Annotated in this window: 8 protein-coding genes; all 8 read left to right on the forward strand. The window is 41.7% G+C overall.

Translation table 11 applies throughout. From position 1 onward, the window contains the following. Positions 1-25 precede the first annotated feature (25 nt). On the forward strand, positions 26-907 hold the full coding sequence (locus tag CFT42_RS09510; protein ID WP_088810098.1) for a carbohydrate ABC transporter permease: 882 nt from the start codon (positions 26-28) through the stop codon (positions 905-907). Beyond that, entirely contained in the window at positions 894-1,745 is an 852-nt protein-coding gene (locus CFT42_RS09515) for a carbohydrate ABC transporter permease (RefSeq protein WP_088816005.1), read from the forward strand. Before CFT42_RS09510 ends, CFT42_RS09515 begins: the two co-directional genes overlap by 14 nt. 71 nt (positions 1,746-1,816) lie before the next feature. Continuing rightward, positions 1,817-2,869, forward strand: coding sequence for a zinc-dependent alcohol dehydrogenase (locus CFT42_RS09520; protein ID WP_088810096.1), 1,053 nt, complete (start codon positions 1,817-1,819; stop codon positions 2,867-2,869). Positions 2,870-2,881: 12 nt separating this feature from the next. After that, on the forward strand, positions 2,882-3,673 hold the full coding sequence (locus CFT42_RS09525; RefSeq protein WP_088810095.1) for a sugar phosphate isomerase/epimerase family protein: 792 nt from the start codon (positions 2,882-2,884) through the stop codon (positions 3,671-3,673). A gap of 15 nt (positions 3,674-3,688) precedes the next feature. Beyond that, positions 3,689-4,717, forward strand: a complete 1,029-nt coding sequence (locus tag CFT42_RS09530) for a Gfo/Idh/MocA family protein (RefSeq protein ID WP_088810094.1) — start codon at positions 3,689-3,691, stop codon at positions 4,715-4,717. Continuing rightward, positions 4,714-6,858, forward strand: a complete 2,145-nt coding sequence (locus CFT42_RS09535) for a glycoside hydrolase family 65 protein (RefSeq protein WP_088816006.1) — start codon at positions 4,714-4,716, stop codon at positions 6,856-6,858. Before CFT42_RS09530 ends, CFT42_RS09535 begins: the two co-directional genes overlap by 4 nt. A gap of 11 nt (positions 6,859-6,869) precedes the next feature. After that, entirely contained in the window at positions 6,870-7,982 is a 1,113-nt protein-coding gene (locus CFT42_RS09540; RefSeq protein ID WP_088816007.1) for a glycerate kinase, read from the forward strand. A 615-nt stretch (positions 7,983-8,597) separates the two neighbouring features. After that, on the forward strand, positions 8,598-16,001 hold the full coding sequence (locus CFT42_RS14675; protein ID WP_117590153.1) for an isopeptide-forming domain-containing fimbrial protein: 7,404 nt from the start codon (positions 8,598-8,600) through the stop codon (positions 15,999-16,001). Positions 16,002-16,049 lie beyond the last annotated feature (48 nt).

Raw genomic sequence — 16,049 nt, forward strand, 5'->3', positions numbered from 1 at the left:
ACCGTTTATTCGGTAGGAGGGAATTATGAAGACAAAAGTTTATAAACGATCCGATTTTAAGCTCGCGATGATTTTGCTGGCTCCAAGTTTTGTTTTGCTTGCGGCGCTCGTACTTTATCCGATGCTATCGAACATTCATATTAGTTTTCTAGATATGCCGCTCAATCCAAATTTGAAATCGACATTTATTGGGTTGACGAATTATTTGGACATTTTAAAGGATCCAGAATTTTATAAGTCGCTTGGCCTGACAGTGGGCTACACGGTTTTAGTTGTGGCGGGCAGTACGGTGCTTGGGCTCGCTGTTGCGATTTTCTTTAACCGTGAATTTAAATTTAGAAAAACGGCGCGGTCGCTCATCATTTTGTCATATGTGACACCGTCGATTTCACTAATTTTTGCTTGGAAATATATGTTTAATAATGGATATGGTATTGTCAACTATTTTACGGTCGATTTACTGCACATTTTTGATTCTGCGCCACTTTGGTTTGATAATCCTGTTTCGAGTTTCTTTTTAGTCGTGCTTTTCGCGATTTGGCGCTATTTCCCGTACGCTTTCATTTCGTTTCTTGCCATTTTACAAACGATTGATAATTCGCTTTACGAAGCGGCGGATATGGACGGCGCGAACTTTTGGCAGAAATTTAAAATTGTTACTTTGCCGGCGATTATGCCTGTTTTAGCAACGGTTGTGACACTTCGGGCGATTTGGATGTTCTATATGTTCACCGATGTGTACTTACTTACGAATAAAGTCAACATTTTAGGGGTCTACTTGTATAAAACGGCGTTTGCCTTTAATGATTTAGGGAAAGCGGCGGCCATTTCAGTTATCCTCTTTGTCATTATTTTCGTGGTTATTATTTTTACAAGAAAGCGGGTGGATTTAAATGGCGGTAAGTAGCAAAAAAGCAAAACGCACGAAAAAAATCGCGTTTTATATTACCATGGTTGCCTTTTTGATAGTTTCCCTTTTCCCATTTTTCATTATGCTTATGACATCGTTCAAAGGGACGAAAGAAGCCATTTCAACGAGCCCAACAATTTTCCCGCGGGATTTTACGTGGCAACATTATATCGATATTTTTAATCCTGATATTTTCCCGTTTTTAACCTACTTTAAAAACAGTTTAATTGTGTCACTCGTTGCGGCTGGGGTCGCTGTGGCTCTTGGGATATTAGGCGCGTATGCATTGTCCAAACTGCGGTTTAAAGGACGCATCACTATAAACGCAAGCTTTTATACCGTGTACATGTTTTCAGGAATTTTGTTAATCGTTCCTTTGTTTAAAATTATTTCAAGTTTAGGCTTGTATGACACAGAAACGTCGCTAATCATTACAATGGTGGTGCAAACCTTGCCGACAGCTGTCTTCATGTTGAAAAGCTATTTTGACACCATACCGGACGATATTGAGGAAGCCGCGATGATGGACGGCCTAAACCGCTTCCAAATTATCTTGCGGATTATTATTCCGCTTGCCGTTTCTGGCATCATTTCCGTGTTCGTGTACTGTTTCATGGTTGCTTGGAACGACTATTTATTCGCCTCGATTTTCCTATCGAGTTCCGAGAAATTCACCCTCCCAATTGGGCTGAACACGCTCTTTAGCACGCCTGATTACATTTGGGGTCGAATGATGGCAGCCTCGCTTATTACGGCGCTTCCAGTTGTGATTATGTACGCGTTGTCAGAGCGCTTTATTAAAGGGAATTTAACTGACGGCGGCGTCAAAGGCTAGCAGGCTGAACGGTATTTTTTGCCAAAAAGCGAGGACTTAGTAAAACATTGAATTGAAAGGAAGTTTGTTAGATGAAAAAATTAGTTGCGACAGAGCCGCGTGTGGCGGCGCTTGTGGAATATGAAGAAGTAGCTATTCAGAAAGATGAAGTGAAAATAAAGGTTGAATTTGCTTCACCAAAACATGGGACGGAAGTGGTTGATTTTAGAGGGATTAGTCCTTTTATTGATGAAGAATTTTCGGCAGAATGGAATATGTTTGTGAAGCGCGACGAGGGGGCGAAACGCGGCATTGAATTCGGCGACTTGCCGCTTGGTAACATGATTTGTGGTGAAATTACGGAGGTTGGGGAAACTGTGACCGAATATGCGGTCGGGGATAAAGTACTCACTTACGGACAAATTCGAGAAACCGTCATTGCAAAAGGCGTGAACAATTATAAGTTGCGTAAAATCCCAGCCGGCGGTAGTTATAAAAATGCTGTTTGCTATGATCCTGCCCAATTTGCTATGAGCGGCGTTCGCGACGCACATGTTCGCGCAGGGGATTTTGTCGTCGTTGTAGGTCTAGGCGCTATTGGACAAATTGCTATCCAGCTTGCCAAAAAAGCGGGTGCAAGTATTGTTATCGGTGTGGACCCAATTGCACATCGCCTAGAAATTGCTAAAAAACATGGCGCCGATTTCACTTTCGACCCTACAAAAGTCGATGTCGGCCTCGAAATCAAAAAAGTGACGAATAAACTGGGCGCCGATTCGATTATTGAAACAAGCGGCAACTCGGCGGCGCTACAAAGCGCACTGCGCGGCATTGCATACGGTGGGATTATTTCCTACGTGGCTTTCGCCAAACCGTTTCCAGATGGCTTCAATTTAGGACGCGAAGCTCATTTTAATAACGCGAAAATTGTCTTTTCCCGTGCGGCAAGCGAACCAAATCCAGATTATCCACGCTGGGACAGAAAACGCATTGAAGACACGTGTTTTGAGCTTTTGATGAACGGCTATTTGGACTGTGAGGATATCATTGACCCGGTCATTCCATTTTCTGAAAGCGCGGCTGGCTTCATGAAATACGTGGATCAGCACCCAGATGAAAGCATTAAAATGGGCATTAACTTTTAAGGAGAGATTAGGATGAAAATCGGAACGCAAAACCAAGCATTTTTTCCAGAAAATATTCAAGAAAAATTTCAGTATGTGAAAGATTTAGGCTTCGATGGTTTTGAAATCGACGGCAAGCAACTTGTTCAAAATCTAGAAGAAATAAAAGCGGCAATCAAGACGACCGGACTGCCAGTTTCAACCGCGTGTGGCGGCTATGATGGCTGGATTGGCGATTTCATCGAAGAAAGACGTTTGCGAGGTTTGGAAGAGATTAAAGCCATTTTACGCGCTTTAAAGGAGGTTAACGGCAAAGGCATTGTTGTGCCGGCGGCCTGGGGCATGTTCACGTATCGCCTCCCGCCAATGACGTCTCCGCGCTCTACTGAAGGCGATTTTGCAGCGGTCAGCGCTTCGCTAATTGAGCTTGACAAGGTAGCGGGCGAAACGGGTACAACGATTTTTCTTGAGCCGCTCAACCGCTATCAGGACCATATGATTAATACGCTTCAAGATGCCCAAGATTATATTGATAAAAATGAGCTGTCGAATGTGAAAATTATCGCCGATTTTTACCATATGAATATTGAAGAGGACGGTATTTCAGAGGCACTGACGGCGCATCAAAAAGATGTGAAACACATTCACCTTGCCGATAATCATCGGTATCAGCCGGGCAGCGGGGCGCTTGATTTTAAAAAGCATTTCGATACGCTAAAAGAGCTTGGTTACGATGGATATATGACGTTTGAATGTCGTATTCGCAGTGAGAATGAAGAGCAGGCTTATAAAGAGGCGCTTGCACATATTAAAAGTTGTTTGTAGTTAGGGGTTAATGGGATGAAAAAGAGAGTGGCGATAATTGGGGCAGGGCAAGTGGCAGAAACGGTTCATGCTGAGTATTATAAGACGCGACCGGAGCTTATTCTTGCGGCTGTTTGTGATCCGAATTTAAAGCGTGCGGAGGAATTTGCGGAACAAAACGGCTTTTTAGCAGCATATTCGGATGCTAAATCGCTGTTTTTAAATGAAAAAGTGGATATGGTGAGCATTTGTACGCCGAATCGTTTCCACTTTGAAAATGTGATGTTGGCGCTTCAAAACGGTGCGCACGTCATGTGCGAGAAGCCACCTGCGATGACGCCTGAAGAGGCGCTCGCGATGGCTGAGGAAGCCGCATCAAGAGGGCTCGTACTCGCGTATGATTTTCACCACCGTTTTTCAGATGAAGCGCGGTTTTTAAAACAAGAGAAAAAGCTTTTTGGCGACATTTATATTGCCCGTGCTAGAGCGCTTCGGCGTTCTGGCGTGCCGGGTTGGGGGACGTTTACGAACAAGGAAATTCAAGGCGGAGGGCCGCTGATTGATATTGGCATTCACATGCTCGATACGGCGATGTACGTGCTTGATTTCCCGGAAGTTAAGCGCGTTATGGCAAAAAGTTTCCAAAAAATTGGTACGAAAAAACGGACGGGCTCGTTTGGCAGCTGGGATCCGGAAAAATTCACGGTGGAAGATGCGCTTCTCGGCTGGATTGAGTTTGCGGACGGGAGTGTGCTGGAACTCGAAACGTCTTTTGCTTTGCATATGAAGGAAGAACGGATTTTTGATGTTGCGTTTTTCGGGGATCGGGCGGGCGGAACGCTCTACCCAGCGGAAATTTATACGGATACGGACGGCGAGCTAGAAATGCTCCGGGAACCTCGTTTTAATCAAAAAGATAGTCATCCAGAAAGCATGGCGGCTTTTGTTGAAAAAGTTCTTTCAGGGACGGGTGAAGTCGCTTCCGGCGAGCAAGGGTATGTCATCCAGCGTCTTGTTGCCGCACTTTATGAGTCCGCCGAGAAGGAAGAGTGTGTCTATTTATGAGATGGTCAGAACGCGAATTTAAAATGGAATGTTTAAATAAATATGGCACTCTTTTTACGGTTGGAAATGGAAATCTAGGCGTGCGCGGCGCGTTTGAAGAGGACTACTCCGAGCAGGTGCGCGGCATGTATGTAGCGGGACTTTACAATAAGCCTGCTGGCGGCGTCAGCGCCGAACTCGTCAACTTGCCTGATGTGATGCGGTTTAAAATTACACTGGACGGTGAAGTGTTCTCCATGCAGCTAGGAAAGCTCGCTCAATTTGAACTATCCTTAGATTTGGCGACAGGAGAACTCGTCCGCCAAATTGAGTGGCGCAGTCCGAAAAACAAGTCCTATCAATTGGAGTTTCGCCGTTTTGCGTCCAAACAAACGAAGTCGCTTATTGCGAGCCGTGTGTCGATTACACCGCTTTCTGGCGACGCTCTAATTACAATTGAAACGGGCATTGATGGGCAGCAAACCAATTTTGGCACACAGCAATTAATTGAGCGGGAACTGCGCGTTTTGGGGGAAACTCGCATGTATGCTTCGTATGAAACAACAGAAAGCCAAGCGAACATGACGATTATTTCAACGCTTTCTGAAAAAGCTGTTTTTTTTGCGAAAAATCGCCAATTAACGGGTAAAGTAACGTATCAAGCAGTGAAAAATAAAATGATAACGCTTCAAAAAATGACGCATATTTTCACAGATGCTGAAATCGATATAGCTGCTATTCCAGCAGAAAATTATGATGCTTGTTTGGCAGAATCAGCATCAAAATGGCAGGAATTTTGGCAAGTTGCGGGTATTCAAATTCAAGCGGACGATGCGCATGACCAATTGCTCGTTTCATTTGCGCTGTACCATCTTGAAATTATGACGCCAAATGGGGAGGTGCCTCTTAGTGTCGGCGCGAAAGGGCTGACCGGAGAGGGCTACAAGGGGCACGTTTTTTGGGACACGGAAATCTTTATTTTACCTTTTGTGCTACATAAAAAGCCAAGTGAAGCCAAAAGCCTGCTGCTCTACCGCTATCACCGCCTTGAAAAAGCGCGTGAAAAAGCGCGTAAGAACGGCTACAAAGGAGCTTTATTCCCGTGGGAAAGTGCTTTTAGTGGCGATGAGGAGACGCCTCTTTTTGCGGCGATTAATATTCAAACTGGGAAGCGGCAGAAAATTGCGTCGGCGCTTGCGGAGCACCACATTGTGGCGGATATTGCATTTGCGGTGGTGGCTTATTACGCGGCGACGAAAGACGATGCTTTTATGCGCGCTTGCGGGGCTGAATTGCTCCTCGAAACGGCGAAATTTTGGCTAAGTCGCGCGGAAAAAGCGGGAGCCAAGCTCGTTATTCGGGACGTCATTGGGCCTGATGAATACACGGAACACGTTGATAATAACGCCTACACGAACTATATGGCGCACTTTAACGTGCAGGAAGCCGCCAAATGGAACCCAGCGTTTAAACCGCAGGCGGAAAAATTTTTGCAAGGACTTCATTTGCCAAAACCGAACGCGGAGGGTATCATTCCACAAGACGATACTTTTTTACAGAAGCCCGTTATTTCTTTGGAAAAATATAAGAAAAAACAAGGTAGCCAAAGCATTTTGCTAGACTACGCGCGTTCAGAAGTCAACGAAATGCAAATTTTAAAACAGGCCGATGTGGTTATGCTGCTCTATTTATTCCCGGCGCTGTTTCCAAAAAATGTTATGGCAAAAAATTTAGCATTTTATGAGGCGCGAACGATTCATGATTCATCGCTTAGTAAAGCCATTCATGCCATTGTAGCTCAGTGGTGTGGCAACCGCGAACTTAGTTACCGCTTTTTCAAAGAGGCTTGTCGCATTGATTTTGGCGATAATCCGCACTCGTCAGATGACGGAATTCACGCGGCCTCACTTGGCGCCATTTGGCTCATGGTGATTCACGGTTTTTCTGGCATTCAAATTCGCGACGGCGTCCTATCGGTTAATCCGGATTTACCGGATAGCTGGCATGAATTGCGTTTTCAGTTCTGCTATTTAGGAGAACAATTGGCTTTTGCGCTCACAAAAAGCGCGCTTCGTATCGAAAAACAAACGGATGTGCCGATGCAGCTTTCCGTTTTAGGCAAAAAATATGTGTTAGAACAAACATTAACAATAAAATTTTAGGAGGTAGCGCCATGAAAGTAGTGATTGCGCCCGATTCATTTAAAGAGAGTTTGTCCGCGAAAGAAGTGGCTGCAAGCATTCGCGCAGGTTTTGCGCAGGTTTTCCCACACGCAGAATACGTTTTGCTTCCAGTAGCTGATGGCGGCGAAGGGACGCTCGCGGTGCTTTCTGACGCGTACGAAGCGGAAGTTCAGGAGCTCGAAGTAACTGGCCCTTTGGGAGGAAAGCGGAATGTGTCATACGCTTTTAAAGAGCACACTGCTTTCATTGAAATGGCCGAAGTTTGCGGGCTCGACTTAATCCCGCGTGAAATGCGCAACCCTCTAAAAGTGAGCACATTTGGCGTCGGGGAACTCATTCGCCATGCGATAAATTTGGGCGCCACAGAAATTCTAGTCGGCGTTGGCGGTAGCGCCTCAAATGATGGTGGAATTGGAATGGCAGCAGGTATGGGCTACCGCTTCCTAGACGCTGCGGGAAATGAAGTGGCACCAATTGGTGAAAACCTAGCGCGCATCACGCAAATTGATGGCACAGGTGTTCCAAAGACGCTTGAAAACGTCAAAATTCGCGTCATAAGCGATGTGGCGAGTCCGCTTTGTGGGGATAACGGCGCGACAGCCATTTTTGGACCTCAAAAAGGGTTGCCGCAAGCTGAAATTGCCCGCGTTGATGCCATGCTCGCTGATTTTTATACCCGCCATTTTGGCCGCATTCCAACTGAACCAGGTAGCGGAGCGGGAGGTGGAATGGGTGCAGGACTTGCCGAATTCCTTTCTGCGGAACTAAACGCTGGAATTGAATTCGTCTTAGCTCGCTTAAAGATGCAAGAAGTCTGCCAAGATGCTGATCTTATCATTGTGGGCGAAGGGCGCATGGACGGTCAAACCGCGCAAGGAAAAGCGCCGCTTGGTGTAGCAAAATGTGCCCCCAAAAACGTGCCCGTCATCGCCATCTGTGGTAGTGTGACAGAAGACGTTTCGGAGCTTTATTCAAAAGGTATTACGGCTGTTTTCCCTTCAATAGGTCGTGTAGCTTCGCTTGCTGAAACGCTCTATGACGCGGCTGAAAATATTGAACGGACAGCTCGCAATGTCGCAGCGCTAGTGACAAGAGGCTTCTAAAAGCTGATTTTTTGAGTTCGTTTCAAGATAAATAGATTTAAAAGCATAAATCTAGTAATAAAGCCATTTTGAGGATGGTAGTTACTAGGTTTATGCTTATTTTTGTTTATCATAATGCTGAAGTAGGATATAAGGTAGAACTTTAAAGAATTGCCACAAACAAGATTTGAAATGTGTAAACTACACAAGCGTTTCAAAGTTATCAATTATAATATGATAGGGTGTGATTGAAACAAAAGTTTAAGTTTTTTATTGCGTTTAAAATTTTATAACATTTTTCTTTTCAGCGATATAAAATAAAGCCAAATATTTTCTGTAATTTTTACGTTGTCCGTGGTTTTATTTTAATCATGGAAAAGTTATTTAGTTAATCATGTGGTGACAATAAAGAACGTTTATTAAAGAGTTGTTTTAGGATAGTGAAAGCAATGGTTTAATAGAGATTGACTAATGTTTTAAAAATAGTCACAAAAATTTTTTTAAATGTGTAAATTACGCATAGGTTTTGAAGTTAGTAATGCTAAAATCTAATGGCATACGGTATTATATGCAACCACATTTCGTAAGAGAAAGGATGTTTATCAAATTAATAGATTACAAAGGAAGGGAAGAAAGATGCCAAATTTCAAAAAAGGATTTGCTGGCATTGCAATTTTGCTATTGATCATTCAAACGCTTGTATCTCCCATTGTTAGTTTAGCTGCAACAAACACTAACTCAGGTACAGAAGATCAAGTGCTTAAATTATCAACGGAAAATCAGAACGTTAAAACGGGCTCTAATTTTGATGTTCATATTTCCCAAACAAGTGGTGATACAGCAACAATTGCAATCCCAAATGATATTTCCTTTGATAAAGTTGCCGACAACAACTTAAAAGCAAACATTAAAACTGCAACTTTTAACCAAGATAAATCAGAAATCACGATTACTTGGAATGAGGATAAAAAAGATAACGCCGCTGATTTAACATTGAAGGCTGAAAAAGCGGGTAATTATGGTCTTATCGGTAAAACAACTATAGATGGTGTGGATCACACATCAAACACATTGCTAATTACGGCAGAAAGCTCGTTAGGAACGCCTTCACTTAAATCTGGGACTGTCAATGCTGATATTGATATTGCTCCAGTGAACGCTTCTGTTCAAGCAGGGCAAGATACTGTTTTTGCTTTGAACTTTAAAGTAACAGGAAGTCAAATAACATATCAAAATGCAAATATTACTATTGATCTTCCAGCGAATGGTTCATTTACGCAGGATTTAAATGAGTTGGCCATTTTCAATGTTGTTCCAAGCTATGATGCTAATGCACATCGTTTAACGTATCATTTTGATACATTAAGTGCTGGGCAAGCAGAGCAAGTAATTATTAAGGTACACACTGAAAATGGTGTCACAACGGATGGAACACAGTTCGTTGCAAAGGCTAGTTTCACAGCTGATAATTTTACTGGAAATGCAACAGATGATGCAACTGTTACAGCAAAAGCTTCATCAAGTGTTTCGGTTTCAAAAGCATATGTAGAAACATTGAAAAATGGTACTGCAAGTAGTGATCCAGCAGTAGAAGGCGATACTGGTGTATGGTCTATCAAAGTTAATGCAGATGCAAAAGACACAGGCTTACTTTACTTTAAAGAAGGAAGTAAAATTAAAGTAGTAGATACGATTCCCGCGGGATTAACTTATGTTAGTGATGATTCTGGCGGAGTGTATGATAGCGCAGCACGAACTGTAACATGGGAATTTGATGCACCTACGATTGATGCACAAAAAGCAGTAGCAAGCGGAGATTCCTTATTTAATAAAACGATTGAAGTCCGTACGACTTATGATGCGGGCATAACGGAGATAACATCCTATACGAATACCGCTACGGTTTCAGCTGTAGATTACAGTGATCAAGCGATTTCTAAGGATGCAACCGCTAAGACGTATGCGGGTCCATTTGGTGGAGATGTTCCAGCACCATCTGGAACGCTTATTAGTCCATCGCATTATGGTCCTAAGGATGCAGAAGGCGGTGTTGGCGGAGATAGTGCTAATCCAAATCCAAGTGTATATGATAGTGCTCGTTTAGGATTTTTACTTGCTTTAACAAACTATTTAACAAATAGTCCTACAATGGATTATGATAAATACGAAGTGAATTATAATATTGATAATGCATTAAATTTAAGTGAGTTCGTGATTAATCCTAGTGATTATAACCCGGATGCTGCTCCCCCTGATGCGGTTTCTGTTGACCCTTCAAAAGAATCGAAAGTGGATATCTATGTCACGATTAATGGGCAAGAACAATTACTAGCACAAGGTGTTGGACCAGGAACATATAAATTACATGATTATGGAATTGCTGATGGGACGCATGTTAGTAAGATTCGGTATTCCTATCAATATCGACCAGCAGGATATAATAATTGGATTTATATGTATTATAGTGTGACACCTGGATACACTGGTGGAGTTACTAACACGGTTTCTTATGATGTGACAGGTTACAATGCAGAAGGAAATCAAGTTTCTTGGAATAATGATGCTGATATGAATGATAGTTCGACGCTGACAGGCGAGAGAACGGCAACCATTGTTCCAAAACCAGCAGGTTCGATTCCAATTCTTAGTAGCTCTATCAAAATAGTAAATCAAGAAAACGGGATTGTTCAACCAGGAAGAAATTTTGTTCAAGGTCAATTAGCTAATGACACTTCTTCTGTAGAAAAAGCAGGAAGTCCATTAGAAGAGATGTTGTTGCTTCCAAAAGGGGTTACCGTGGATGAAGCGAATCCTATGTATCAAATGGCTGATCAGCTTGCGTGGGGATCAGCTACCACTGATGGAAATAACGAAGAGGGAACTATTAAAATAGTTGATTCCAACTACAATGGAACGGGGCAACAACTAATTCACGTTAAATGGAATGAAGATAGTTTATATCCTGGAAAATCCATTTCTTATTTCTTCGCTGTTAATATTGCCGAAGATGCACCATCTACTTTAACACCAATGGTCTATGGTTCGGTTGGAGACGCTAATTTTGATGTTCCAACACAAACCGGGGATGTTATTACTAATTCTGTTAAAGTACAAGATACAAATGATATTAATGGCAATGGTAATGTAGATGAAAACTTAGTAGTTTCAGGTAATAAATACTATATTCTTCGCGAAGATAAGATTACGACTTCTAAACTTGTTAAAGGCGACCAAGATACGGAGTTTTCTAAATTTGGTCATACTTCATTAGGTGGAACAATTGATTATCAACTTAATCTTACAAATGACGGAGAAACCCAAGTTAATCAAATGGTATTAATGGACGTACTTCCTTCTGTTGGCGATTTAGGTATTACAGATAATACACAACGGGGAAGCCAATTTACACCAATTATGACGGGTCCGATTACAGTTCCGGCTGAATGGGCTGGAAAAGTAGCCATCACTTATAGTACGGCTACTAATCCGACTAGAGATGATTTAACAGAAAACGTTCTTTATCCAGAAACAACAACTCCAATTACAAATCCAATAGATGCGCAACAACCAAATTGGATGGACGCAACATCTGTAATGGATTGGAGTCAAATTCACAGCTTTAAGATTACTTTACTTGATAATGCAAGCTTTAATACTGGTGATAACATCGCGTTAAACTTCTCTATGCAAGCACCAACAGTGTTAGATGCAAGTTTAACAAACCCAACAATCGATGAACAAACTCGTGCAGCATGGAATTCATTTGCTTATGCTTCTAACAATCTACAAGCTGTTGAACCTGAACGTGTTGGTGTCGTTGTTAATGATGTACCGGAAGAACCAGTCATTCATAAAGATGTTGAGAACACACAACATGTAGACTTAACAAATCGTGATGATAGCTTTGACTGGCATGTAAATGCAATTTTTGGAAACACAACATCAACATGGACAGAAGCAAGTATCACCGATACCATTAACGACTCACTAGATATTCAAAATGTTACTGTAGTTGATGAAAACGGAACAGATGTAACAAGCAATGGTCAAGTAAACATTGACGGTAACAACATTTCGTTTGACTTAGCGATGCAAGATGGTAGTTTTAATTATTTAGCAGGTCATACGTACACGATGACAGTTACGACAAAAATTAAAGATAGCGCAACAGACGCAGAATTAGCACCATATATTGCTTCAGGAGGAATTCCAAACCAAGCGGATCTACACTTTGGTGATGCCGGAGAAGTGATTCACTCTGAAATTCCAACTGTTACTCCACCGCCAGAGGAACCAGTCATTCATAAAGATGTTGAGAATACACAACATGTAGACTTAACAAATCGTGATGATAGCTTTGACTGGCATGTAAATGCAACTTTTGGAAACACAACATCAACATGGACAGAAGCAAGTATCACCGATACCATTAACGACTTACTAGATATTCAAAATGTTACTGTAGTTGATGAAAATGGAACAGACGTAACAAGTAATGGTCAAGTAAACATTGATGGTAATAACATTTCGTTTGACTTAGCAACGCAAAATGGCGATTTCGCATATTTAGCAGGTCATACGTACACGATGACGATTACGACAAAAATCAAAGATAGTGCAACAGATGAAGAATTAGCACCATATATTGCTTCAGGAGGAATTCCAAACCAAGCGGATCTACACTTTGGTGATGCCGGAGAAGTGATTCACTCTGAAATTCCAACTGTTACTCCACCGCCAGAGGAACCAGTCATTCATAAAGATGTTGAGAATACACAACATGTAGACTTAACAAATCGTGATGATAGCTTTGACTGGCATGTAAATGCAACTTTTGGAAACACAACATCAACATGGACAGAAGCAAGTATCACCGATACCATTAACGACTTACTAGATATTCAAAATGTTACTGTAGTTGATGAAAATGGAACAGACGTAACAAGTAATGGTCAAGTAAACATTGATGGTAATAACATTTCGTTTGACTTAGCAACGCAAAATGGCGATTTCGCATATTTAGCAGGTCATACGTACACGATGACAGTTACGACAAAAATTAAAGATAGCACAACAGACGCAGAATTAGCACCGTATATTGCTTCAGGAGGAATTCCAAACCAAGCGGATCTACACTTCGGTAATGCTGGAGAAGTGATTCACTCTGAAATTCCAACTGTTACTCCACCGCCAGAAGAACCAGTGATTCATAAAGATGTTGAAAACGTGCAACACCTTGACTTAACAAACCGCGATGATAGCTTTGACTGGCATGTAAATGCAACTTTTGGAAACACAACAACAACATGGGCGGAAGCAAGTATCACCGATACTATTAACGACTTACTAGACATTCAAAATGTTACTGTAGTTGATGAAAATGGAACAGACGTAACAAGTAATGGTCAAGTAAACATTGATGGTAATAACATTTCGTTTGACTTAGCAACGCAAAATGGCGATTTCACATATTTAGCAGGTCATACGTACACGATGACGATTACGACAAAAATCAAAGATAGTGCAACAGATGAAGAATTAGCACCATATATCGCATCAGGAGGAATTCCAAACCAAGCAGATTTACACTTTGGTAATGCTGGAGAAGTGATTCACTCTGAAATTCCAACTGTGACGCCTCCGCCGGAGGAACCAGTGATTCATAAAGATGTGGAAAACACACAACATGTAGATTTAACAAACCGTGATGACAGCTTTGACTGGCATGTGAACGCAGAGTTTGGAAATACAACAACATCATGGACAGAAGCAAGTATTACGGATACAATCAATGACTTACTAGACATTCAAAATGTAACCGTCGTAGATGAAAACGGAACAGATGTAACAGCCAATGGTCAAGTAAACATTGACGGCAACAACATTTCATTTGATTTAGCAATGAAAAATGGTGATTTCACGTATTTAGCAGGTCATACGTACACGATGACAATTACAACCAAAATCAAAGCTAGTGCGACAGATGAAGAATTAGCACCATATATCGCATCAGGAGGAATTCCAAACCAAGCAGATCTACACTTTGGTAATGCCGGAGAAGTGATTCATTCTGAAATTCCAACTGTTACTCCACCGCCAGAGGAACCAGTGATTCATAAAGATGTTGAAAACGTGCAACACCTAGACTTAACAAACCGCGATGACAGCTTTGACTGGCATGTAAATGCAACTTTTGGAAACACAACAACATCATGGGCAGAAGCAAGTATCACCGATACTATTAACGACTTACTAGACATTCAAAATGTTACTGTAGTTGATGAAAATGGAACAGACGTAACAAGCAATGGTCAAGTAAACATTGACGGTAACAACATTTCGTTTGACTTAGCAATGAAAAATGGCGATTTCACATATTTAGCAGGTCATACGTACACGATGACAGTTACGACAAAAATTAAAGATAGTGCAACAGACGAAGAATTAGCACCATATATTGCTTCAGGAGGAATTCCAAACCAAGCGGATCTACACTTTGGTAATGCCGGAGAAGTGATTCACTCTGAAATTCCAACTGTTACTCCACCGCCAGAGGAACCAGTGATTCATAAAGATGTCGAGGACACGCAAGCTCTAGAGTTAACAAATCGTGACGACAGCTTTGACTGGCATGTAAAAACAAGCTTTGGAAATACAACAACATCATGGGCAGAAGCAAGTATCACCGATACTATTAACGACTTACTAGACATTCAAAATGTTACTGTAGTTGACGAAAACGGAACAGATGTAACAGGCAATGGTCAAGTAAACATTGATGGTAACAACATTTCGTTTGACTTAGCAATGAAAGATGGCGATTTCACGTATTTAGCAGGTCATACGTATACAATGACGATTACAACAAAAATCAAAGATAGTGCAACAGACGAAGAATTAGCACCGTATATTGCTTCAGGAGGAATTCCAAACCAAGCGGATCTACACTTTGGTGATGCCGGAGAAGTGATTCACTCTGAAATTCCAACTGTTACTCCACCGCCAGAGGAACCAGTGATTCATAAAGATGTTGAAAACGTGCAACACCTAGACTTAACAAACCGCGATGACAGCTTTGACTGGCATGTAAAAACAAGCTTTGGAAACACAACAACAACATGGGCAGAAGCAAGTATCACCGATACTATTAACGACTTACTAGACATTCAAAATGTTACTGTAGTTGATGAAAACGGAACAGATGTAACAGGCAATGGTCAAGTAAACATTGACGGTAACAACATTTCGTTTGACTTAGCAATGAAAGACGGCGATTTCACGTATTTAGCAGGTCATACGTACACGATGACGATTACGACAAAAATCAAAGATAGTGCAACAGACGAAGAGTTAGCACCATATATTGCTTCAGGAGGAATTCCAAACCAAGCGGATCTACACTTTGGTAATGCTGGAGAAGTGATTCACTCTGAAATTCCAACTGTTACTCCTCCAACAGAGGAGCCAGTGATTCATAAAGATGTCGAGAACACACAACACTTAGACTTGGCAAACCGCGATGACAGCTTTGACTGGCATGTAAAAACAAGCTTTGGAAACACAACATCATCATGGGCACAAGCTAACATCAGCGATGCAGTTAATGACCTACTAGACATTCAAAATGTTACTGTAGTTGATGAAAACGGAACAGATGTAACAGGCAATGGTCAAGTAAACATTGATGGAAACAACGTTTCGTTTGACTTAGCGAAGAAAGATGGCGACTTCTCGTATCTAGCAGGTCATACGTATACAATGACGATTACGACAAAAATCAAAGATAGTGCGACAAACGAAGAATTAGCGCCATTTGTTAAAAATGGGGGTATTCCAAATAGTGCGAGCCTAACATTTGGTGAAACATCTAAAACAATCTATTCGGAAAAACCAACAGTAACACCACCACTTGATTATCCTGCTGGTAATCTACCTCATACAGGTGATACCGACAACATGATTTGGATACTTGCTGGTGCACTTGTACTACTAGGCACGCTTACGCTTGTAGCGCGCAGAAAACGTAACAATAACGCTTAACACAACAATAGCTAGGCAAGAGTGTCTTGCCTAGCTATTTTTTGAAAG

It is taken from the genome of Listeria goaensis (assembly GCF_900186125.1).
In the GTDB taxonomy this organism is placed as follows: domain Bacteria; phylum Bacillota; class Bacilli; order Lactobacillales; family Listeriaceae; genus Listeria; species Listeria goaensis.

Bases quoted from the DNA above. Each gene is read 5' to 3' on its own strand.
- CFT42_RS09510 (WP_088810098.1), top strand. From the start codon at position 26: ATGAAGACAAAAGTTTATAAACGATCCGATTTTAAGCTCGCGATGATT.
- CFT42_RS09515 (WP_088816005.1), top strand. From the start codon at position 894: ATGGCGGTAAGTAGCAAAAAAGCAAAACGCACGAAAAAAATCGCGTTT.
- CFT42_RS09520 (WP_088810096.1), top strand. From the start codon at position 1,817: ATGAAAAAATTAGTTGCGACAGAGCCGCGTGTGGCGGCGCTTGTGGAA.
- CFT42_RS09525 (WP_088810095.1), top strand. From the start codon at position 2,882: ATGAAAATCGGAACGCAAAACCAAGCATTTTTTCCAGAAAATATTCAA.
- CFT42_RS09530 (WP_088810094.1), top strand. From the start codon at position 3,689: ATGAAAAAGAGAGTGGCGATAATTGGGGCAGGGCAAGTGGCAGAAACG.
- CFT42_RS09535 (WP_088816006.1), top strand. From the start codon at position 4,714: ATGAGATGGTCAGAACGCGAATTTAAAATGGAATGTTTAAATAAATAT.
- CFT42_RS09540 (WP_088816007.1), top strand. From the start codon at position 6,870: ATGAAAGTAGTGATTGCGCCCGATTCATTTAAAGAGAGTTTGTCCGCG.
- CFT42_RS14675 (WP_117590153.1), top strand. From the start codon at position 8,598: ATGCCAAATTTCAAAAAAGGATTTGCTGGCATTGCAATTTTGCTATTG.